This is a genomic window from Ruegeria sp. F12 (assembly GCF_056533885.1).
Map to the genome: position 1 here is coordinate 263,268 of NZ_JBQFOV010000005.1, position 18,946 is coordinate 282,213.

Annotated in this window: 23 protein-coding genes and 1 tRNA gene; 16 read left to right on the top strand and 8 right to left on the bottom strand. The window is 59.6% G+C overall.

What is annotated here, in order from left to right:
• The first annotated feature begins 8 nt into the window (after nt 1-8).
• Nucleotides 9-1,349: a proline--tRNA ligase gene (gene proS / locus ACR0CA_RS09690; RefSeq protein ID WP_480503200.1), complete on the top strand. Its 1,341-nt coding sequence runs from the start codon at nt 9-11 to the stop codon at nt 1,347-1,349.
• Nucleotides 1,333-2,223 (top strand): glycosyltransferase family 2 protein, encoded by an 891-nt coding sequence (locus tag ACR0CA_RS09695; RefSeq protein WP_480898622.1) that lies wholly within the window; start codon nt 1,333-1,335, stop codon nt 2,221-2,223. Before proS ends, ACR0CA_RS09695 begins: the two co-directional genes overlap by 17 nt.
• Here ACR0CA_RS09695 and ACR0CA_RS09700 read toward each other — a convergent pair.
• The gene (locus ACR0CA_RS09700) at nt 2,220-2,576 is read right to left on the bottom strand and encodes a hypothetical protein (protein ID WP_480898625.1); all 357 of its coding nucleotides are present in this window, start codon (nt 2,574-2,576) and stop codon (nt 2,220-2,222) included. The genes ACR0CA_RS09695 and ACR0CA_RS09700 overlap by 4 nt on opposite strands.
• A 324-nt stretch (nt 2,577-2,900) precedes the next feature.
• On the opposite strand from ACR0CA_RS09700, the gene ACR0CA_RS09705 reads away from it, so the two are divergent.
• The 3 genes from ACR0CA_RS09705 to ACR0CA_RS09715 all read left to right on the top strand — a co-directional run bounded on the left by ACR0CA_RS09705 (nt 2,901) and on the right by ACR0CA_RS09715 (nt 5,927).
• Nucleotides 2,901-3,887, top strand: a complete 987-nt coding sequence (locus ACR0CA_RS09705; protein ID WP_480898628.1) for a DUF6492 family protein — start codon at nt 2,901-2,903, stop codon at nt 3,885-3,887.
• 65 nt (nt 3,888-3,952) lie between these two features.
• Nucleotides 3,953-5,248 carry a lipoprotein-releasing ABC transporter permease subunit gene (locus ACR0CA_RS09710; RefSeq protein WP_480898631.1) on the top strand — a complete coding sequence of 432 codons (1,296 nt, stop codon included), beginning with the start codon at nt 3,953-3,955 and terminating at the stop codon, nt 5,246-5,248.
• Complete coding sequence (locus ACR0CA_RS09715; protein ID WP_480898634.1) at nt 5,241-5,927, top strand: ABC transporter ATP-binding protein; 687 nt, start codon at nt 5,241-5,243, stop codon at nt 5,925-5,927. Before ACR0CA_RS09710 ends, ACR0CA_RS09715 begins: the two co-directional genes overlap by 8 nt.
• Here the strand turns inward: ACR0CA_RS09715 and ACR0CA_RS09720 are convergent.
• The gene (locus ACR0CA_RS09720) at nt 5,911-6,348 is read right to left on the bottom strand and encodes a DMT family transporter (protein ID WP_480856938.1); all 438 of its coding nucleotides are present in this window, start codon (nt 6,346-6,348) and stop codon (nt 5,911-5,913) included. The two genes, ACR0CA_RS09715 and ACR0CA_RS09720, sit on opposite strands and share 17 nt — an antisense overlap.
• Nucleotides 6,349-6,440: 92 nt before the next feature.
• Here ACR0CA_RS09720 and ACR0CA_RS09725 point away from each other — a divergent pair, with 92 nt between their 5' ends.
• A complete protein-coding gene (locus ACR0CA_RS09725; RefSeq protein WP_170788298.1) occupies nt 6,441-6,845 on the top strand; it encodes a c-type cytochrome in 405 nt (134 codons plus the stop codon).
• A 2-nt stretch (nt 6,846-6,847) separates the two neighbouring features.
• On the opposite strand, the gene ACR0CA_RS09730 is transcribed toward ACR0CA_RS09725, so the two are convergent.
• Together ACR0CA_RS09730 and ACR0CA_RS09735 are read right to left on the bottom strand one after the other, a co-directional pair.
• Nucleotides 6,848-7,534, bottom strand: a complete 687-nt coding sequence (locus ACR0CA_RS09730; RefSeq protein ID WP_480898637.1) for a hypothetical protein — start codon at nt 7,532-7,534, stop codon at nt 6,848-6,850.
• Nucleotides 7,535-7,575: 41 nt separating this feature from the next.
• Nucleotides 7,576-8,238 carry a DNA-3-methyladenine glycosylase I gene (locus ACR0CA_RS09735; protein ID WP_170788302.1) on the bottom strand — a complete coding sequence of 221 codons (663 nt, stop codon included), beginning with the start codon at nt 8,236-8,238 and terminating at the stop codon, nt 7,576-7,578.
• A 388-nt stretch (nt 8,239-8,626) separates the two neighbouring features.
• Here ACR0CA_RS09735 and ACR0CA_RS09740 point away from each other — a divergent pair, with 388 nt between their 5' ends.
• The 5 genes from ACR0CA_RS09740 to ACR0CA_RS09760 all read left to right on the top strand — a co-directional run bounded on the left by ACR0CA_RS09740 (nt 8,627) and on the right by ACR0CA_RS09760 (nt 14,057).
• A complete protein-coding gene (locus ACR0CA_RS09740; RefSeq protein WP_480503190.1) occupies nt 8,627-9,577 on the top strand; it encodes an ABC transporter substrate-binding protein in 951 nt (316 codons plus the stop codon).
• 10 nt (nt 9,578-9,587) lie between these two features.
• Complete coding sequence (locus ACR0CA_RS09745) at nt 9,588-10,637, top strand: quaternary amine ABC transporter ATP-binding protein (RefSeq protein ID WP_480898641.1); 1,050 nt, start codon at nt 9,588-9,590, stop codon at nt 10,635-10,637.
• Nucleotides 10,634-12,694: an ABC transporter permease gene (locus ACR0CA_RS09750; protein ID WP_480898644.1), complete on the top strand. Its 2,061-nt coding sequence runs from the start codon at nt 10,634-10,636 to the stop codon at nt 12,692-12,694. The genes ACR0CA_RS09745 and ACR0CA_RS09750 overlap by 4 nt, the downstream gene beginning before the upstream one ends.
• Nucleotides 12,695-12,798: 104 nt before the next feature.
• Nucleotides 12,799-13,464: an NnrU family protein gene (locus ACR0CA_RS09755; RefSeq protein WP_480898646.1), complete on the top strand. Its 666-nt coding sequence runs from the start codon at nt 12,799-12,801 to the stop codon at nt 13,462-13,464.
• A gap of 71 nt (nt 13,465-13,535) precedes the next feature.
• Nucleotides 13,536-14,057 (top strand): DUF2478 domain-containing protein, encoded by a 522-nt coding sequence (locus ACR0CA_RS09760; protein WP_170784067.1) that lies wholly within the window; start codon nt 13,536-13,538, stop codon nt 14,055-14,057.
• A 137-nt stretch (nt 14,058-14,194) separates the two neighbouring features.
• Here the strand turns inward: ACR0CA_RS09760 and ACR0CA_RS09765 are convergent.
• Nucleotides 14,195-14,278, bottom strand: a tRNA-Tyr gene (locus tag ACR0CA_RS09765).
• Between the two features lie 116 nt (nt 14,279-14,394).
• On the opposite strand from ACR0CA_RS09765, the gene rlmB reads away from it, so the two are divergent.
• The 4 genes from rlmB to ACR0CA_RS09785 all read left to right on the top strand — a co-directional run bounded on the left by rlmB (nt 14,395) and on the right by ACR0CA_RS09785 (nt 16,675).
• On the top strand, nt 14,395-15,168 hold the full coding sequence (gene rlmB, locus ACR0CA_RS09770; RefSeq protein ID WP_480898648.1) for a 23S rRNA (guanosine(2251)-2'-O)-methyltransferase RlmB: 774 nt from the start codon (nt 14,395-14,397) through the stop codon (nt 15,166-15,168).
• Between the two features lie 124 nt (nt 15,169-15,292).
• On the top strand, nt 15,293-15,448 hold the full coding sequence (locus ACR0CA_RS09775; protein WP_336510142.1) for a hypothetical protein: 156 nt from the start codon (nt 15,293-15,295) through the stop codon (nt 15,446-15,448).
• A gap of 107 nt (nt 15,449-15,555) precedes the next feature.
• Nucleotides 15,556-16,005: a YHS domain-containing (seleno)protein gene (locus ACR0CA_RS09780; RefSeq protein ID WP_237217127.1), complete on the top strand. Its 450-nt coding sequence runs from the start codon at nt 15,556-15,558 to the stop codon at nt 16,003-16,005.
• A gap of 199 nt (nt 16,006-16,204) precedes the next feature.
• Nucleotides 16,205-16,675 (top strand): CoA-binding protein, encoded by a 471-nt coding sequence (locus ACR0CA_RS09785; RefSeq protein ID WP_170784074.1) that lies wholly within the window; start codon nt 16,205-16,207, stop codon nt 16,673-16,675.
• Nucleotide 16,676: 1 nt separating this feature from the next.
• On the opposite strand, the gene ACR0CA_RS09790 is transcribed toward ACR0CA_RS09785, so the two are convergent.
• Genes ACR0CA_RS09790 through hisF form a run of 3 tightly spaced genes read right to left on the bottom strand, consistent with a single transcriptional unit; the run spans nt 16,677 to nt 18,379 of the window.
• Nucleotides 16,677-17,243, bottom strand: a complete 567-nt coding sequence (locus ACR0CA_RS09790; protein ID WP_170784670.1) for a hypothetical protein — start codon at nt 17,241-17,243, stop codon at nt 16,677-16,679.
• A 60-nt stretch (nt 17,244-17,303) separates the two neighbouring features.
• Nucleotides 17,304-17,621, bottom strand: a complete 318-nt coding sequence (locus tag ACR0CA_RS09795; RefSeq protein WP_480898653.1) for a phosphoribosyl-ATP diphosphatase — start codon at nt 17,619-17,621, stop codon at nt 17,304-17,306.
• Nucleotides 17,618-18,379: an imidazole glycerol phosphate synthase subunit HisF gene (gene hisF, locus ACR0CA_RS09800; protein WP_170784078.1), complete on the bottom strand. Its 762-nt coding sequence runs from the start codon at nt 18,377-18,379 to the stop codon at nt 17,618-17,620. Before hisF ends, ACR0CA_RS09795 begins: the two co-directional genes overlap by 4 nt.
• A gap of 174 nt (nt 18,380-18,553) precedes the next feature.
• Here hisF and ACR0CA_RS09805 point away from each other — a divergent pair, with 174 nt between their 5' ends.
• Entirely contained in the window at nt 18,554-18,946 is a 393-nt protein-coding gene (locus tag ACR0CA_RS09805; RefSeq protein WP_170769827.1) for a DUF302 domain-containing protein, read from the top strand.

An 18,946-nucleotide genomic window follows, 5' to 3' on the forward strand; every position in this document is an offset into this window, starting at 1 on the left:
GTCCTCCCATGCGCCTGAGCCGTTACTTTCTGCCCGTTCTCAAGGAAAACCCGTCCGAGGCCCAGATCGTCAGCCACCGGCTGATGCTGCGCGCGGGCATGATCAAACAGGCATCCGCCGGGATTTACTCGTGGCTGCCGATGGGCTTCAAAGTGCTGCGCAAGCTGGAAAACATCATCCATGAAGAGCAGGCGCGCGCGGGCCACATTGCGATCCAGATGCCGATCATCCAATCGGCGGACCTGTGGCGCGAATCCGGGCGCTATGATGACTACGGTCAGGAAATGCTGCGGATGAAGGACCGGCATGACCGGGATATGTTGTTCACGCCGACTGCCGAGGAACTGGTCACTGACATTTTCCGTGGCCACGTCAATAGCTACAAGGACCTGCCGCTGACCCTGTACCAGATCCAGTGGAAGTTCCGCGACGAAATCCGCCCGCGTTTCGGCGTTATGCGGGGGCGTGAGTTCTACATGAAGGACGGATACAATTTCGACCTGACCAAAGAGGAGGCGCTGCACGCCTATAACCGCCATCTGGTCAGCTACCTGCGCACCTATGAACGGATGGGTCTGCAAGCCATCCCGATGCGTGCCGATTCAGGCCCCATCGGTGGCGACGACACCCATGAATTCCTTGTGCTGGCCGATACGGGTGAATCCGAGGTCTTCTATGACAGCGCCGTCACCGACCTGAGCTTCGGCGACCGTCAGATCGACTATGACGACCGCGCGCAATGTCAGGCGATCCTCGAGGAGTTTACTTCGAGATATGCCCGCACCGATGAAACTCATGACGAGGCGCTGTTCAATCAAGTGCCCGAGGACCGTCGCCGCGTGGCGCGCGGGATCGAAGTGGGGCAGATCTTCTATTTCGGTACCAAATATTCCGAGGCGATGGGCGCAACTGTCCAAGGCCCCGATGGCAAGCCGACGCCCGTGCATATGGGCAGCCACGGCATCGGCGTCAGCCGCTTGATCGGCGCTATCATCGAGGCCAGCCATGACGACAAAGGCATCATCTGGCCTGAAGGCGTAACCCCGTTCCATTGCGGCATCGTGAACCTGAAGCAGGGCGATGAAGAGGCAGATGCGGCCTGTGACAAGCTCTACGGTGCGCTGACCGCACTGGGGCTGGAGCCGCTCTATGATGACCGCAACGAACGGGCCGGGGGCAAGTTCGCCACCATGGACCTGATCGGTCTGCCATGGCGCATCACCGTTGGCCCGCGCGGGTTGAAAAACGGTGTGGTTGAACTGACCTGCCGCCGCTCGGGCGAGAGCGAGGAACTCAGCCCCGAGGCCGCCGTCACCAAGATCGCCGAGATCTATGAGCAAATCGGCTGACACCGACGCGCCGCTGATCTCGGTCATCACAGCGACGCATAACCTGCTGTCCCAAGGGCGGCAGGATAGCTTTCGCGAAGTGATCACCTGTATGGCTCGCCAGAAATGTGGGCGGGCCGAACATGTCATTCAGGACGGGGCCTCGACCGACGGCACAGTTGCCTTTCTGCAAGAGGTCACAGCAGACGCGCAGCGGACTCGCGTGATCAGCGAACCGGACCTCAACCTCTATGACGCGATGAACAAGGGGGCAGGGGCCGCGAGCGGCCAGTATCTGCTGTTTCTGAACTCCGATGACTCGCTGGCCTCGGATAACGTCCTGAACATTGTGGCCGACCGGCTGATAGCGAGCCAACCCGATTTTTTGTATGGTTCAACCTTGCGCAGGTTCGAGGATGGGACAGAAAGCCGCGAAAAGCGCATGTCGCTGACTGCGATCCTGCAACGGATGCCGTTCTGCCATAACTCAGTCCTGATCCGGCGCGACGTGTTTGCGGCGCTGGGCGGCCATGATCCGCAATTCCGCGTGGCGGCCGACTATGACCTGATGCTGCGCATGATCACGGCCGGGTATCAGGGCGAACGGATGGATGAGCCGATCTCGATGTTTTGGGGGCGTGGGGCCAGCAGTGACACGGATGTGACGGCCCGAGACTATGCGCGGGTTTGGATGAAGTATTACGACGGGCGTAAAGCCGCGCGTGACTTGACTGAGGAAGATTTCTGCCGGTTCTACCATCGCGGCCACATGCCCGCGAAACTGGTCCTTGGGCGCTTGATCGAACCGGGAACATGCGCCGGTATCAAATCGGCGGCGCGCCACAGCCTGTGGAAGACCACGCGGCGTTCAGTCCAGTTCTGGCGCAGCTTCTAAGCGCCGTTCACCGGAGGTCGGGCGGCTAGCAGGTCTCCGGTTTCACTGTCGCGGGCAACAACGATGGGGCGTCCCATCCGTTGCACCAGATCGCGAAACTCCAACCCCAGAAACCGCAGCCCGCAAATCCGTTTTGCCGTGGCGATCTCGGTGACACACAGCCGACCCTGTCGGAAGGCCAGTTGATACCCCTTGTCTTTCAGAATATCGGTGAGGCTGTTCCAACTTGCAGCACTTGCAAATAAAGGTCGGATCGCGGCCCTCAGCAATGCGGCCGTTTCACAATCCAGTTCTGTTGATGCCTGCCGGGCTGAAATGACGCCCGCTTCTTCTTTGTTTAGTCGAATACTCATGAGCGACCCCCGCTCCTACAAATGTATTCCCCCACAGTCAGGGTGACAAAGTTTCGCAAAATAATCAAAAATCGAAATTTTGTTCCGCGCGATATGTTGCATTTTGAGTTCAGTCGATCACGCAAACCTAGCATTGACTACATAGCTGAAACAGTTGCGCGATGTCTGTGAACGGTGTCACAACCCTTGGTGTGTCTGACGGAAGTCCACTTACGCTCTGATTGATCGAGCCCTTCAGCAGGCAGAGCTGATTCGGGCGTTGGGTTGGTTGGAACCAAACGGGATTGCTGATAGAGGGGCGAAAACCTTGAAAGGGTCCACCTGGTGCTGAGTTTCGCAACGGTCGTATATTCCAAGGACTTCCCTCTGCTGGAACTTCAGGCGCGATCCTTCGCCCGGTTTGTTGATCCGGCGCAGATCGGGTCGATCCATGTGATCATGAACGACGTTGATGAAGATACGTTGCGGCAGCAGATCGAGCCGATCCTGCCTGCCTACGGAGCGCTGCAAGACAAGGTACGCGTCCTCAGTGGAGACGATGTTCTACTGGGGGAGGGTCATTGTGCGCGACGCCCGGTGCTTGATCGTGTGCTGATCGAGAACCGCTTTCGCATTCCGCTGATCCGCAAGGGCGGTTGGCGTGGCAACAATGGCTACCGCAATCAACAGATTCTGAAACTGGGCGCGGCGCGGGTCGCGGCCTCCGAGAATATGGTCATTCTGGACACCAAGAACCTGTTTCTGCGCCAGTTTGATGAGGCAGAGTTCTTTACGCCCGGCGGCGCGGCGCGCATCCCGTTCATTGACATTGAAAGTGATTTTCACCGCAACTGGCTGCTGCAAAGTTTGGATGCCCTAGGTGCGCCACGGTCTGATCCGGGGCAGATCAAGACGACAACCTTTGCCACGCCGTACCCGGTGCGCCGGTCGCTTGTCCTGTCTCTGCTGGACGAAATCAACGCGCGCTACGGCTCGGTTCAGGCCTTGTTCGCGTCGCGCAGGCGGCCCTCAGAGTTCATGCTGATGAACGCGTTTTGCCTGAAATCCCACGACGGTTACGCCCCATGGTTCGAAGAGGCGGAGTCTACAGCCATCGGGCTCTGGCCTACCTATTCGACCGAGGCGCTGACGCAGTTGCTGGGACGGCTGGATGACCCGCGCAGTTTGACGCTTGGGTTGCACAACCGCGCCATCGCAAACCTGCCCCAGGATTTGCGCGACCTTGTCTTTCACGAGCTTGAGGCGCGCGGCATTTGTGACCGGAACCGGGCCGAGGCCGTTTTGCAGCAAACCGCAGCCCTGTCGGGATAACGCGCGGCTTGACCATTTGGCCAAATGCCGAAAGGGTCACGTCCAACAAAAACACCGGAGCAGGCATGGCCAAGACACCCCCGCCCTTTGCACCTTTTGAATGGAAAATCGCCTGGCGATACCTACGCGCGCGCCGCGCCGAGGGGGGCGTCAGCGTGATGACCTGGATCTCGCTGATCGGGATCACCTTGGCCGTGTTCGCTCTGATCGCCACGTTGGCAGTTCGATCGGGTTTCCGTGCCGAGTTTGTCGGCACCATTCTGGGGGCCAACGCGCATGTGACGGTTTATTCGGCTGGGAATTTTGATGCCCAGGGGCGCGTAGATCGGACCATTGAAAACTACGATCAGGTGGCTGACAGGATCGGGCAGGTGCCGGGCGTTCAACGGGCGGCACCTTTGGTCAAGGGGCAAGTGCTGATCACCAACCGCGACCGCAGCAGCGGTGTCGAAGTTTTTGGGATGCAGCCGGACGACTTGTTGGACCTGCCGGGCATCGCCGAAAGCGATCAGGCGGTTGGCGATCTGTCGGAATTCCAGAACGAGGAATTCGTTATTGCGATCGGTTCGGGCGTGGCGCGCAGTATCGGGGCTACAGTAGGGGATACAGTCAAGCTGACCTCGCCTAACGGGGTGAAGACGGCTTTTGGCACCTCGCCCCGCGTCAGCGCCTATCGGGTGGTTTATGTGTTTTCGGCCGGGCGCTATGACATCGACCGCACCCGTGTCTACATGCCGTTCGAACAGGCGCAGACCTTCTTTAACCGGGAAGGTGTGGCCGACGAGATCGAAGTTATGGTGGATGATCCGGAGAATCTGACACCCATTCTGATCCCCATCCTGGAAGCAGCAGGCGAACGCAGTCAGATATGGACATGGCAGGACGCCTCGGGCGGGTTCCTGCGCGCGCTTGAGGTCGAGGACAATGTGATGTTCATCATCCTGTCGATACTTGTACTGATTGCGGCGATGAACATCGTCTCGGGTCTGATCATGCTGGTCAAGAACAAGGGGCGAGATATCGGCATCCTGCGCACCATTGGCCTCAGCGAGGGGTCTGTCCTGCGCGTGTTCTTCATCTGCGGGTCATTTACGGGCATTATCGGCACCACGATGGGTGTGGTGCTGGGGTGCCTGTTTGCGATCTATATCGACCCGATCTTCAGCTTTGTAAATTTCGTGATGGGCGGCGGGGTCTGGGATCCTTCGATCCGGGGCATCTATGCGTTGCCGGCCGAGTTGCACCTGTCCGATGTGCTTAAGGCCGTGGGGCTGTCGCTTGGCTTGTCCTTCTTCGTCACCTATTTTCCGGCCCGTCGCGCGGCGCGGCTGAACCCGGTTGAGGCGCTGCGCTATGAGTGATGTGACATTGCGGCTGAACGGCCTGACCAAAACCTATCTGCAGGGCACACCGGGCGAGGTGCAGGTGCTGCGCGGCGTCGATCTGGACCTACGCGCGGGCGAGGCAGTTGCACTAGTGGCGCCCTCTGGGGCGGGCAAGTCGACGCTGCTGCATATTGCCGGGCTGCTGGACACGCCCGATAGCGGCACCGTTGAGATCGCGGGGCAGAGCATCGCAGGCAAAGGCGACCGCACCCGCACCGCGCTGCGGCGGCAGGATGTAGGCTTTGTCTATCAGTTCCACCATCTACTGCCCGAGTTCACAGCGCTGGAGAACATCACCCTGCCGCAACTGGCCAATGGTGTCTCCGAGAAGGCCGCACAGGACAGGGCGATGGCGCTGCTGGATCGCGTCGGTGTTGCGGCGCGCGCGGATCACCGCCCGGCGGCCCTGTCTGGGGGCGAGCAACAGCGGGTCGCCTTTTGCCGCGCGCTGGCCAACGCGCCGCGCGTATTGTTGGCGGATGAACCGACGGGCAATCTCGACCCCGAGACCTCGGATCAGGTGTTCGATGCGCTAATGTCATTGGTGCGGGACGAGGGGCTCTCGGCCCTGATCGCCACGCACAATATGGATCTGGCCGCGCGGATGGATCGCAAGCTGCGGTTGGATGGGGGCATTCTCAAGCCAGTTGCGTGATCGCCACCCCGGCGGCCATCACAGCGATGCCGCCTGCGCGGATCCATGTCAGCGGCGTGACCTGGGCGCCGAACAGGCCGAAATGGTCAATGGCGGCGGCGCTGATCAACTGCCCGATCAGCACGAAGAACACTGCGTTGCCCACGCCAAAATGCGGGGCGACATGGGTGATCGACAGGACGTAGAAGGCGATTAGCACACCGGCCAGTAGCAGGTGTTTCGGGGCTTCGGCGATTTTGGACACGGCCCCAAAGCCGGGAAAAACCACCATGACCGCTGCTGAGGCCGCAAAGGCGATGGCAAATAGAACCACCGCCGCAGTGGTGGGTGAGCCGATCATCTTGCCCAAAGCCGCGTTTAGCGCGGCTAGAATGGGCACTCCGACCCCGGCGGCCAACATGATGACTGCATATTGTGTCATGGCCCGTATCCTTTGGTTGCGTTGATCTGGATCATTGCGCCAAGCCGCGCCTCGGGCAAGCCTGCAAATGTCAATCGGGACAGGAGGATGCGATGATCAGAGCGATAGTTGGGGGTGTTTTCGTTGCGGCCGGGATGATGGCGTCGCAGGCCGGTGCGCAGGATGTCGAAGAGGGCGCAAAGCTCTACCAGCATTATTGCGCAACATGTCACGGGATCGATGCCACCGGGCATGGTCCGATGGCCGGAGTTTTGGTTATTCAACCCGTAGACCTGACAACCCTTGCCAACGATGATGGCACGTTCCCGGTTGCTCGTGTCGTGTCAAGGATCGACGGGCGCGACCCGCTGGTCAGCCATGGCAGCCCGATGCCGGTCTATGGGCCGTATTTCGACGGGCAGGACACCTCGATGAAAACGCCACAGGGGCAGCCGATCCTGACAAGCCAACCGATCGTGGATCTTGTGGCCTATCTTGAGACATTGCAGGGCAACTGAGCCTAGCGGCATATTCCTTCGATTTTGGCCTCGGACCACGGGATGACAACCGCCCGCTCGGCCCGCTCACTGGGCAGAGGGGCCAGATCGAAGTGCGCGCCCAGCATTTCATGCAGTCGCTCGGAGCGGGGCGCAGTTGGATCCAGGGCGCGGCAGCAGACATATTCCTCGACAATGGCACCTTGCTGTTCGAACCCGTAGGAAAGGAAATCGGACGAGGTCGCCAGATCGAATAGGTAGGGGTCTTTGTTGCCGCCATGTTCTGCCGCTGCACGCAGGGGATGATAGCCCGTGGTCTTGCGGTTCTGCCACTGCCAGACATGGGTCAATTCATGCGCCAGAAGCATGGCAGCGATCAGGTTCATCTCTTCGGGGAAATCGGACATGTAGTCCTCAAGATACCAATCCTGTGTGAAATAAACCTTGTTGAACAGGGCTACGGCGGCCGGTTTTGCCGTCACCACGCCTTCTTCCTGCGGGGGCAGGATACGTTCGCGACATGCCAATCGCGGACGTTCCTTGCGGTAAAAGGTGATCGGGGCAACCGGTGCCCCTTTGACCAGACGGACTGTGCCCACATCCAGCGTATCGCCCTGAATGGCGCTGGCGAATGCGACCTCCTGATCGGTCAAAGGACGACCGCATGAGGTCAAAAATAATGCAGACGTCATCAAAATAAGGCGCAACATGTTCGCAGCTTAGTCCTTAGCTTCTGCTCTGTAATCTGTTTTCAAACGCTCATTGCCAATACGCGGCTGATTTCGGTCAGCGACCGGCCTGATTGATCCATCCATGTGTTAAAAGCCTCTTGCACTGCTGCCATCGCTTTCTTCGAGGTGGGTGATTTGTCGATCACCCCTTCGGCAATCAGGCGCGCAGTGACGTCCTGCGACAGGATGAAACTGTCCCGCCCGGCAAATCGCATCGCATATTGTGCCGAGGCCCCGCCCAACCGCGATCCCCGTTTGGCCAACATCGCAAGCAACCCCACATAATCCGTCGAGGGCCACCCCCCAAGCACATGCCCGGCTCCGCCTTCCTGCCGAAGTTCCAGCAGAAACGCCGCGTTGTCCCGGACGGTTGCGATTTTGGTGCCGTTTCGGACGATTCGGGTGTCGGTCAGCAGGGCGTCGAATTTCTCGTCATCCATGAAGGCGCATCTGCCCACGTCGAACCCGTCAAAGGCGGTCTCGAACCCGTCCCATTTGTTTTCAATGACTTTCCAGTTAAACCCGGCTTGAAAGATACACTTGGTGATCACCGCAAGCCAGCGGTCTTCGGGCATCGCTTCCAGTTCCTCCAACGGCTTGGGCTTGGTGAGTTTTCCGCCCAGGGCGTGCGCGCCGCCATGACGGTCTGCGGCGATTTGAAAGAGTTCGTCGAAATGGCGCATCAGGGTCCTCCGACTCAAAGGTCGCGCTTTGATGGATGGGTTTCAAGCCCTCACAAACGCAGTGTGAATACGGGCAAAGGCAAAAAAGTTGCGTTTGGGCAAAAGAAATACTCGACAAAGTGTTTGGATTGGGTTTGTGATTGACTGATCAATCAATATCCCGCTCGAAAAAATGTGATAGACAGTAAGGGCGAGGGTATCCTGCACGTATCAGCAGGGGGGACAGGCAGATGGACCTTACGCGTGATTTCCGCGCCGGGCCCAACTGTTCGCTTCCCTTTTCCGGCTGATTTTGTGCATGTTGCGGCATGGCAATGTCGTGAATCAAACGCTCTGGCCCGTTTTCAGGTGCGGCCGGACGAACACAAAGAAGACAGGGAGAATGTCGATGAAGAAACTGAGTGTAAGCCTTTTGGCCATGACCGTCGCCGGATCGGCCTATGCCGCCGATATGGGCGCCGTGGATGAGCCGATCAAACTGGCCATCAACGAATGGACCGGTCAGCACGTGACGACGCATGTGGCCGGCGAGATGCTGAAAGCTGCAGGCTATAACGTTGAATACGTTACCGCAGGCATGATGAACCAGTTCCAGGCGCTGGCCGATGGCGATATCGACGCAACGCTAGAGATCTGGTCTTCGAACGTATCGGATGAATACGCCAAGAAAGTCTCCGAAGGCACCGTGGTTGAGATCGGTGATCTGGGTCTGGATGCCAAGGAAGGCATCGCATACCCTGCTCACGTGGCAGATTTGTGCCCCGGTTTGCCTGCATGGGAAGCTCTGAAAGACTGCGCGCAGGTCTTTGCGACGGCAGAAACACTGCCTGGTGGCCGTCTGGTAGACTATCCGGCTGATTGGGGTACGCCGGGTGCGGACCGCATGACCGGTTTGGAACTGCCGTTCAAAGCTGTTCCTGCCGGGTCGGAAGGCGCTTTGATTGCCGAACTGCGTGCCTCGACCGAGCGGAAATCACCATTGCTGATCACCTTCTGGCAACCGCATTGGGCGATGTCCGCCTATGACGTGCAATTCGTTGAACTGCCTGCCGGTGAAGAAGCCTGTTTCAACGATCCCGCATGGGGTCCGAACCCCAACGCGGTGAATGATTGTGACTTCTCGCCCTCGCGCATCTTCAAGGCCAGCTGGAGCGGCATGGAAGACAAGTGGCCCGCAGCTTATGAAATTCTGACCAACTATCAGTTGGCAGTCGAAGATCAGCAGCCGATGATGGGCGCGATTGACGTCGACGGCGGTAAGGTCGAGGAAGTCGTCGCCGCATGGATGGCAGAAAACGAAGGCAAGTGGCGTCCGGTTGTTGACGCGGCAACTCAGTGAGTCTGCCTAAGTGACTGACGCGCAAACACCAGCCATTGCCTGCCAGAATCTCTGGCAGGTCTTTGGCCCCGGTGCAGACAAGGCCCTGACCGACGCGCTGTCTCGGTCAGGGAATGACGCCGACAAAGCCGCCACAGACTTGCGCGAACGCGGGTTCATTCCCGCCGTGCAGGATGCCAATTTCGAGGTCAAAGAGGGCGAGCTTTTCGTCATCATGGGCCTGTCGGGTTCGGGTAAATCGACGCTGATCCGCTGTATCTCGCAATTGCTGCCCGGCACGGGTGGAGAAATCCGCGTGGATGGCGAGAACGTTATTGGAGCCTCGAAAAAGGTACTGACGGACCTGCGCCGCAAAAAGCTGGGCATGGTGTTCCAGCATTTCGGCCTGTTCCCCCATATGACCGTCGCCGAAAACGTGGCCTATCCGCTGCGTGTTCAAGGCGTTGGTAAAAAGGAACGTCTGGCCCGCGCGCAAGAGGTGATCTCATTGGTCGGCCTTGAGGGGCGCGAAGACAGCTTCCCACGGCAGCTATCGGGCGGTCAGAGGCAACGTGTGGGCATCGCCCGCAGTCTTGCCGTGAACCCCGACATTTGGTTTTTGGATGAGCCGTTCTCGGCCCTCGATCCCCTGATCCGTCGTCAGTTGCAGGACGAATTCCTGCGCATACAGGCGACGTTGAAGAAATCCATCGTCTTTATCACTCACGATATCCAAGAGGCGCTGAAGCTGGCCGACCGCATCGCGATCATGCGCGATGGCAAGATCGTGCAGATCGGCACGCCCACCGATATCGTGCTGCGCCCGGTCGATGACTACGTGCGCGAATTCTCGAAAGACGTCGCCAAGGGCCAGCACGCCAAGGTCGCCTCAGTCATGCGCGACGACTCCGAGCGTGGCCCGGATGATCCCGGCTTGACGACCAGCATGACCCTGGACGCCGCATTGGCGCATTGTATGGAGCTGTATGAACCCGTGCCCGTGCGGGATGAAGCGGGCAATATCGTCGGTACGGTTCACCCGTCCGATCTGGCTGCAGCGCTGCAGGTGGATGAGACATGACGGTGATCACGGACATCCCTGCGCAGGCACGCCTGACGATTGGGGCCAAAGCGGCACTGATCACCGTTATCGTCGGAGCGCTGTGTTTGGCGCTTGAGGGCATTGCCCCGTGGTTGGTCAAATGGCCCGCCGCTTGGGAGTTGCCGGCGACGCAGTGGGTCGGAGCCTTCCTGGACTGGTTCCTGAACGGCATCAAACCGGCGATGCGGTTGTTTTCCGACCTGATGACCTATCCGATGGACGCGGCCAATTTCGTACTTGCGAACACACCATGGCCGATCCTGATCGGGTTTGTCACCGCGCTGGGCTGGTATCTGGGCGGGCTGCCAATGGCGGCGCTGGGGTTCTTTGGCCTCAGCTTCGTGCTGGCCTCGGGCTATTGGGCTGAAAGTATGAACACTCTGGCGCTGGTGGCCGTTTCGGTTCCCGTGGCGCTGGTTGTGGGTGGAGGGATCGGCATTCTGGCCAATGAGATACCCCGCGTGAAAAACTTTGTTCAGGCCGTGCTGGACGTCATGCAGACGGTGCCAACCTTCGCCTATCTGACACCTTTGCTTCTGCTCTTTGGCTTCGGCCCGGTTGTTGGTCTGATCGCCTCGGCCATCTACGCGGCACCGCCCATGGCACGCAATGTGATGCTGGGGCTGGAACGGGTCGAACCCGAGATCAAAGAGGCCGCCATCATGTCCGGCGGAACCCGGTTCCAGCAACTGTTTCAGGTGGAAATCCCGGCGGCTGCAACCCAGATCATGGTTGGCGTGAACCAATGCCTGATGGCGGCTTTGTCGATGGTAATCATCGCGGCCGTGATCGGAGGGTTCAACGATATCGGCTGGGAGGTCCTGCTGACCATGCGCAAGGCGCAGTTTGGTGAATCCCTGATGGCCGGTCTCGTGATCGTGGTGTTTGCTGTCGTCATCGACCGGATGAGCGGCACGCTCGCCACCGAACGCAAACGCTATGACCAGCGAATCGTCTGGGCGGTGCTGGGCTTTACCGTGCTGTTCACTGCGGCCTTCTGGCTGTGGCTTCCGAACCCCTCTGATTTGACCCTGTTGGACCCGATGGCCGGGGCCATCGACAGCGGTCTGACCGCCTTCACTCAGGCCAACGGCCCTTGGCTGGACGCGCTCAAGAACAACTCGCTGTTCTATGTGCTGCTGCCACTGCGGATTGGTCTCGACCAAGCGGTGCTGCCATTCACGTGGGGCTTTCAGTGGACGACTGGCATGAGCTTCGGTCTCTTTGCGGTGGCTGCCGTCATAGCGGCGCTGATGGCATGGCGCGGGCATCTGACCGGAGGGCTGGTTGTGCTGATCCTGATCGGCATGTTGGAAACCGGCATTGCGAACCTGCCATGGCCCTTTGTCCTAACCGGTGCCGCTGCCCTCAGCTATGTGGCGGGGGGCTGGCGACTGGCGGCGCTGTCCGTGGGGCTGCTTTGCACCATCCTTGTTTCGGGCCTTTGGGAGCGCGCCTTGCTGTCGCTTTACCTCAGCGGTGCGGCGGTGTTTTCCTGTGCCGTGGTCGGCGGGCTGATAGGTCTTGCCAGCGCGGTTTGGGAACCCGTTTGGAAAATCGTACGTCCGATCTGTGACATGCTGCAGACGATCCCTCTGTTCGTGTTCCTGATCCCGGTGCTGATGGTGTTTCAGATCGGTGAGTTCTCTGCCTTTCTGGCGATCTGCGCTTATGCGATCGTGCCGATGATCCGCTACACGCGGCACGGCTTGGTCAACACCCCAGCTGAGATGATGGAGGCCGCCATTTCCAGCGGCGCGACCGAGTGGCAGATCATGCGCGACGTCCGCGCGCCCTATGCCGCGCCGACCATCCTGCTGGGGCTGAACCAGACAATCCTGTATGCCTTTGCGATGCTGGTGATCGCGGCGCTGATCGGCACCACCGGTCTGGGCCAGTCGATCTATCTGGCGCTGGGGCAGGCGGATGTGGGGCTTGGCATCTCGGCCGGGGCGGCGATGGCCATTCTGGCGCTGATCGCCGACCGTATGGTGCAGGGCTTTGCCGAGGAACGCCGCAAGGCACTGGGCCTATAACTCAGGGCAGGGGCGGCGCGACTGCCCCGCCCGCCACTTGATTTCGGACAAAGACGGACCCGCCGCGCAGGACTAGACCGGGCGCAACAGGTTCGGAGCATCTTATGACCGGTTGGGTTCTTTTCCTTGCAGCGCTGATCACCTTTCTGCTGACACATGCCATTCCGGCGCGTCCCGCCGTGCGCGGGCAGTTGATCACGGTGCTGGGGCGCAAAGGGTATTTCGCGGCCTATTCCGTGCTGTCACTTCTGGTTTTGGGCTGGTTGATTATCGCTGCTGCCCGGGCGCCGTATGTCGAGGTAATCCCGCCCTGGGCGCTCTTCCGCTGGGTGCCTTTGCTGGTCATGCCGGTGGTTTGCTGGCTGGCCGTCTCCGGGATGGCGATCCAGAACCCGTTCTCGTTCGGCGGGCTGGGTCAGCGCGCGTTTGATCCGGAAAACCCGGGCATCCTGAGCAGCACGCGCCATCCGGTACTGGCGGCGCTGATGCTTTGGGCGCTGGCGCATCTGCTGGCCAATGGCAGCCTGTCGCATGTGATCCTGTTCGGACTGTTTGGGGGTTTTGCCTCGATGGGTATGGCTCTGATCGACCGGCGCAAATCCCGGGAGATGGGCATCGAATGGGTCCGTCTGTCCCGTAACACCGCGCGCTTTTCCCTGCGCGCCCCGCATCCCTGGCCGCCCCTTTGGGTCTGGCTGGCCTCACTTGCTGCTTTTGCGGTTCTGCTTCACCTGCACGCAGCTGTGATCGGGCTTTCTCCGCTGCCGTAGCGCAGAAGAGTGGCCGGACCGCATCTTGCGTGCTATCTGGAATGTCACAGTTTTACGACGAGGGTCCCTGAATGTACCTGGCCTATGTAACCACCACCGATCGCGGCGCGACCGACCGCCTGTTAAGCGCGGCCGCAGAACAGCTCTTGAAATCCGGTGCACGACTGTCGGGTGTGGTGCAAACCAACACCGAATGCGCCGACAATACCAAGTGCGATATGGACGTGCGTGTCCTGCCCGAAGGTGAGACTATCCGCATCTCGCAATCGCTGGGAACGCAGTCGCGCGGCTGCCGTCTGGACCCTGCCGCGCTGGAGCAAGCCGTGGGCTATGTCACGGCCTCGCTGGAGGATGCGCCGCAGTTGCTGATCGTCAACAAATTCGGGAAGCACGAAGCCGACGGGCGCGGCTTTCGTCCCGTCATCGCCGAGGCACTGGCACAGGACATCCCGGTTCTGGTCGGCGTGAATGGCCTGAACAAAGAGAAATTTCAGGACTTTACCGGCGGCGCCGCGGAAGAAATTGCACCAGATCTGGATGCGATCATCGACTGGTTCAACCGTGTTTCCGCTCAGCGGGCTGATGCTGCCTAAGCCAAGTCCTTTGCAGGTAAGTCGACAAAACGCCTTTGGTCCGCCAAGGGCGTTTTTTGCAAAAAGGCGATCGAGAAAGCCAGAAAACGCGACGCACCGAATGCAGCATGTTGCGCTTTGTCACCATCTGAGGAAGATGGTGGGCGACCCTGGAATCGAACCAGGCGTGCGTCTCCGCGAGGGAGTTACAGTCCCCTGCCACACCTTGCGGCCTGTCGCCCACTGTCAGGCGTTGCACCTGACGTGGAGGCGTGATTACTAGCGCCTTAAACGAGCGTCAACAGGAAAATACCGCTTTGGCGCAGGAAACCGAATTCCCGGCCCGGAGGCCCAAGAAATGAAGAAACCCAAGTGGGTCGTTGAAAAGGAACAGGCGCGCAAGGCGGCGGCTTCTGAAACCGTGTGGCTGTTCGGCCTGCACGCTGTGCGCGATGCCCTGATGAACCCGAAACGACAGAAGCTGCGCCTGATCGTAACCCGGAATGCCCGTGACAAGTTGAGCGAAGCCATTGAATTTGCAGGGGTCGAGGCCGAAATGGTCGATCCCCGAAAATTTACGGCTCCAATCGATCCCGGCTCGGTGCATCAGGGCGCGGCGCTTGAGGTCAAGCCGCTGGGCTGGGGCGGATTGGCCGAGAACTGTATCGGGCGTGAGCACCCGCGTGTCATCCTGCTGGACCGTGTGACCGACCCGCATAACGTGGGGGCGATTCTGCGCTCGGCCGAGGTTCTGGGGGCAAGCGCGGTGATTGGCACCCGCCATCATTCGGCCCCGGAAACCGGCGCTTTGGCCAAAACGGCCAGTGGCGCGCTGGAGCGGCAACCTTATCTGCGCATGCGCAACTTGGCCGATACCATTGTCGAGCTGCAGAATATGGGTTTTCTGGTTCTGGGCCTGGATGGAGAGGCCGAGCAGACGATTGAGGCGACACTGGATGGCCGGTTCGACCAGCCGGTCGCATTGGTGCTGGGCGCCGAGGGGCCGGGATTGCGGCAAAAGACCAAGGAAACCGTGGATCATCTGGTGAAAATCGACGCGGCGGGCGGTTTTGGGTCTCTGAACGTCTCAAATGCGGCGGCGATTGCCCTATATGCATCGAGGCACAGATAGACAGGAGCGCGCCATTTCCATCCCTTCGAAAATTGCCACTTGCTGCTATTGCGGCACCCGAGCCGCATTGGTGCTGAAAGGCAAGCAGCGCCATGAGCTTAGTTGCTCAAGCTGCGGCGCCCCCTTGCACGACCTGAAAATGGTGCCCAAGCGTAAACTGTCCGAGCCCAAACCGGATCGCAGATACGAAAAGCCACGGAAAGCCAAAAAGAAGAAAAAGGGCGTATTCTCGCGCGTGTTCGATGAGGCGTGGGATGTGATAGAGGATATTTTCGACTAACTCAGTTTATTCGGGCACGACCGTTCACATCCGCGTTAATTGGGGTTTCAGATGCGTTAAAGAATTGCATCTTGATACCCTGACTTTCTAATGAACGCGCTATGATGATGAACCGACGTTTTCTCTTTGGTGCAATTTGTGCCGCTATGATTGCTCCTGCCGCGTTTGCGCAGGAATTGCCCGTGTTCTACAAAACAGACGGTGCAGCTATGGCCGGTTATGATGTGGTGTCCTATTTCGGGGATGGTGCACCTGTTCGCGGTCTGCCAGAGTATTCGGTCGTGTGGAAAGGGGCTGAATGGCATTTTGCAACAGCCGAAAACCAAGCCGCTTTTGAGATGAACCCACGGGCCTACGCCCCGCAATTCGGCGGCTATTGCGCCTATGCGATGGCACAGGGTGAGCTGGTCAGTACAGACCCAGCGCTGTGGCGTGTGATTGACGGGCGGCTCTATTTGACTCACTCGCGCGAGATTGAGCGTATGTGGATACAGGATACTGCCGGTTACATCGAAATGGCCGAGGCGCATTGGCCCGTTGTCCTTTACGAAAACTAGGCGAAGTTCCGCTTTTCGTGATCTGTCATCACAAAAATGCGCACCCCCTCTTTTTTTTAGCCAAGACATGCTTAAATGTCACAGTGACCGCGGAACGGAACTGCCGCGGGTCATTTCACTGTCCCTCGTTCCAACACCTTGCGCCCAGGTCTTTACCTGGGCGCTTTTTTCTTTGGTCCTTGGTGCATAAGGTGGCCGCATGACCGACTATACCGATGCTTTCCTGACTGACATCCTGAAACGTACCAAGACAGTGGCCGTTGTTGGTGTGTCGATGAATCCTGTGCGCCCCAGCTACTACGTGGCGCGCTACCTGTCGTTGAAGGGCTACATGGTCATTCCGGTCAATCCCGGACATGCGGGCAAAGTCTTGTTCGGCAATACGGTGCGGGCGTCCCTGTCTGAAATCGACGAACCGGTCGATATGGTCGATATCTTTCGCCGGTCCGAGGCGGTTCCCCCGATCGTCGACGCGGCGTTGGACGCCTTCCCGAACCTGCGCACGATCTGGATGCAGATCGGCGTAGAACATCCCGAAGCGGCCGCCAAGGCGCAGGCGCGCGGGGTTGATGTTGTGATGAACCGTTGCCCCAAGATCGAATACCAACGCCTGTTCGGAGAGCTGCGTATGGGTGGGTTTGCCACCGGAGTGATCTCATCCAAGCTTTGAACTATTCTCCTGCGTAGGGCAGCAGCGCGCCGTATTCTTCGGCACGTCGTTTTTCCAGAACGGTCTCGCGCGGGACCCAGTCATATCGGGTGTCCTCGGGCAGGGGGGACCAGAACAGGACGCCACCATACCGCCAGGGGTCCAGAATCACGCCGTCATACATCGTCTCGCCCTTGCGGCTGATAATCGACGTGCTGTGGTCGATCCGGAACGGGTTGTCGGCATTCGCAATGGCGCGGTGTATCTCAAGTGTTTGGAACTGTTCCTGATCCAGACGGCGTTCAATGTCTTCGGCCCAGTGCCAGCACAGCCCGCGTGGCTTCAGGCCCTTGTTGACCTTGGCATTGTGGATCAACGGAGGATCGGTGATTTCATATTCCTGCGCCAACTGCGCGGTGTAGGCATAGGCGATCTGCGCCGCACGGTTGGCCTCGTCAGGGTCCACACCGGGGCCGAGCCCGCGTATTTCCGCGGCCAGGCGTTGGACATCATCGGCCGATGGAGGCGGAGCCGACGCGCAAGCGCCCAGTACCGCAAGGGTCAGAACGCACAGCAAGGATCTGATCATCGGTGGGCGCGTCAATCTACGGGTCATACCGGCCATCTTAAAGCCGCAACGGGGCAGGCGTCACCCCTTCGGGCGCGCAGCTTTTTCTGCGATGCCACTGATGCCCTGACGGCGAGCCAGTTCAGCCAGCACATCGTCCAGCGCCACGTCGCGGGCCGCCAGCATGACAAGCAAGTGATACAGCACGTCCGCTGCCTCTGACGTCAACTTTTCCACGTCGCCTTTGGTGGCTTCGATGATCGCCTCGATGGCCTCTTCTCCGAACTTCTCGGCGCATTTCTCGGGGCCCTTCGCCAACAGCTTGGCGGTCCAGCTGCTGTCAGGGTCAGCGTCTTTGCGGGCCTCAATCGTGGCGGCCAGATCGTGCAGGATGCTCATGTCAGCCTCATCGGGATGCCTGCGGCGGCCATGTGTTCCTTGGCCTCGCGGATGGTGTATTCGCCGAAATGGAAGATCGAGGCTGCCAGGACGGCGCTGGCCCCGCCTTCGGTCACGCCTTCGACAAGATGGTCCAGATTGCCGACCCCGCCCGAGGCGATCACCGGCACGTCCACCGCATCGGAAATCGCGCGGGTCAGGGGCAGGTTGAACCCCGCCTTGGTGCCGTCGCGGTCCATCGAAGTTAGCAGAATCTCACCCGCGCCCTTGGCGACAACGGTTTTGGCAAACTCGACAGCGTCAATACCAGTGGGCTTGCGACCGCCATGCGTGAAAATCTCCCACTTGCCGGGGCTGACGGTTTTTGCGTCGATGGCGCAGACAATGCACTGGCTGCCGAACTGGTCCGCTGCTTCGGCGATGACAGCGGGGTTGGCCACGGCGGCCGAGTTGAAGCTGACCTTGTCCGCCCCCGCTAGCAGCAGCGCCCGAACGTCATCCTTGGTGCGCACGCCGCCGCCCACGGTCAGTGGGACAAAACACTGTTCCGCGGTGCGCTGCACTACATCGAACATGGTGCCTCGGTTTTCATGGGTGGCGTGGATGTCCAGAAAACAGATCTCATCCGCACCAGCCTCATCATAGGCTTTGGCCGATTCCACCGGATCGCCGGCATCGCGCAGACCCACGAAGTTTACGCCTTTGACTACGCGGCCATCAGCGACGTCCAGGCAGGGAATGATGCGGGTTTTCAGCATGGCGATGTCCTTTGTTGGCGCACCTGTAACGGCAAAGCCCCGCCGATGCCAGACTTGTGATTGTGATCTGCCGCGAAGCCGTGGAAATTAAGGATGAAATTCATGAAAAGGATTATCGAGATGCGACATCTTATTCTGGCTTCAATACTCACATTCGGAGGGGCACTGTCCGCCATGGCAGACGACATCATCAAAGTTGAAACAGACAAATCCGTGACCGAGGCGCTGGACGCGCTCGAGGCTGCCGTTGGCAATGCAGGCGCAACGGTCTTTGCCCGCGTTGACCACGCCGCAGGGGCCGAGAAGGTGGGCACGCCAATTCCAGCCAATCAGGTGCTGATCTTCGGCAACCCTGCGCTGGGCACGCCCGCCATGCAGATCGATCCGCGCGCCGGGCTGTTCCTGCCGCTGAAGGTTCAGGCTTATGAGGACGCCGAGGGGCAGGTCTGGCTGGCCTATGAGGACCCGAAAGAGACCTTGGACGATTTGAATGGCGTCTCTAACGCGCCCGTCGTCGAAAAGATGCGCGGCGCGCTGGCCAAGCTGACCGCCGCTGCCGCACAGTAA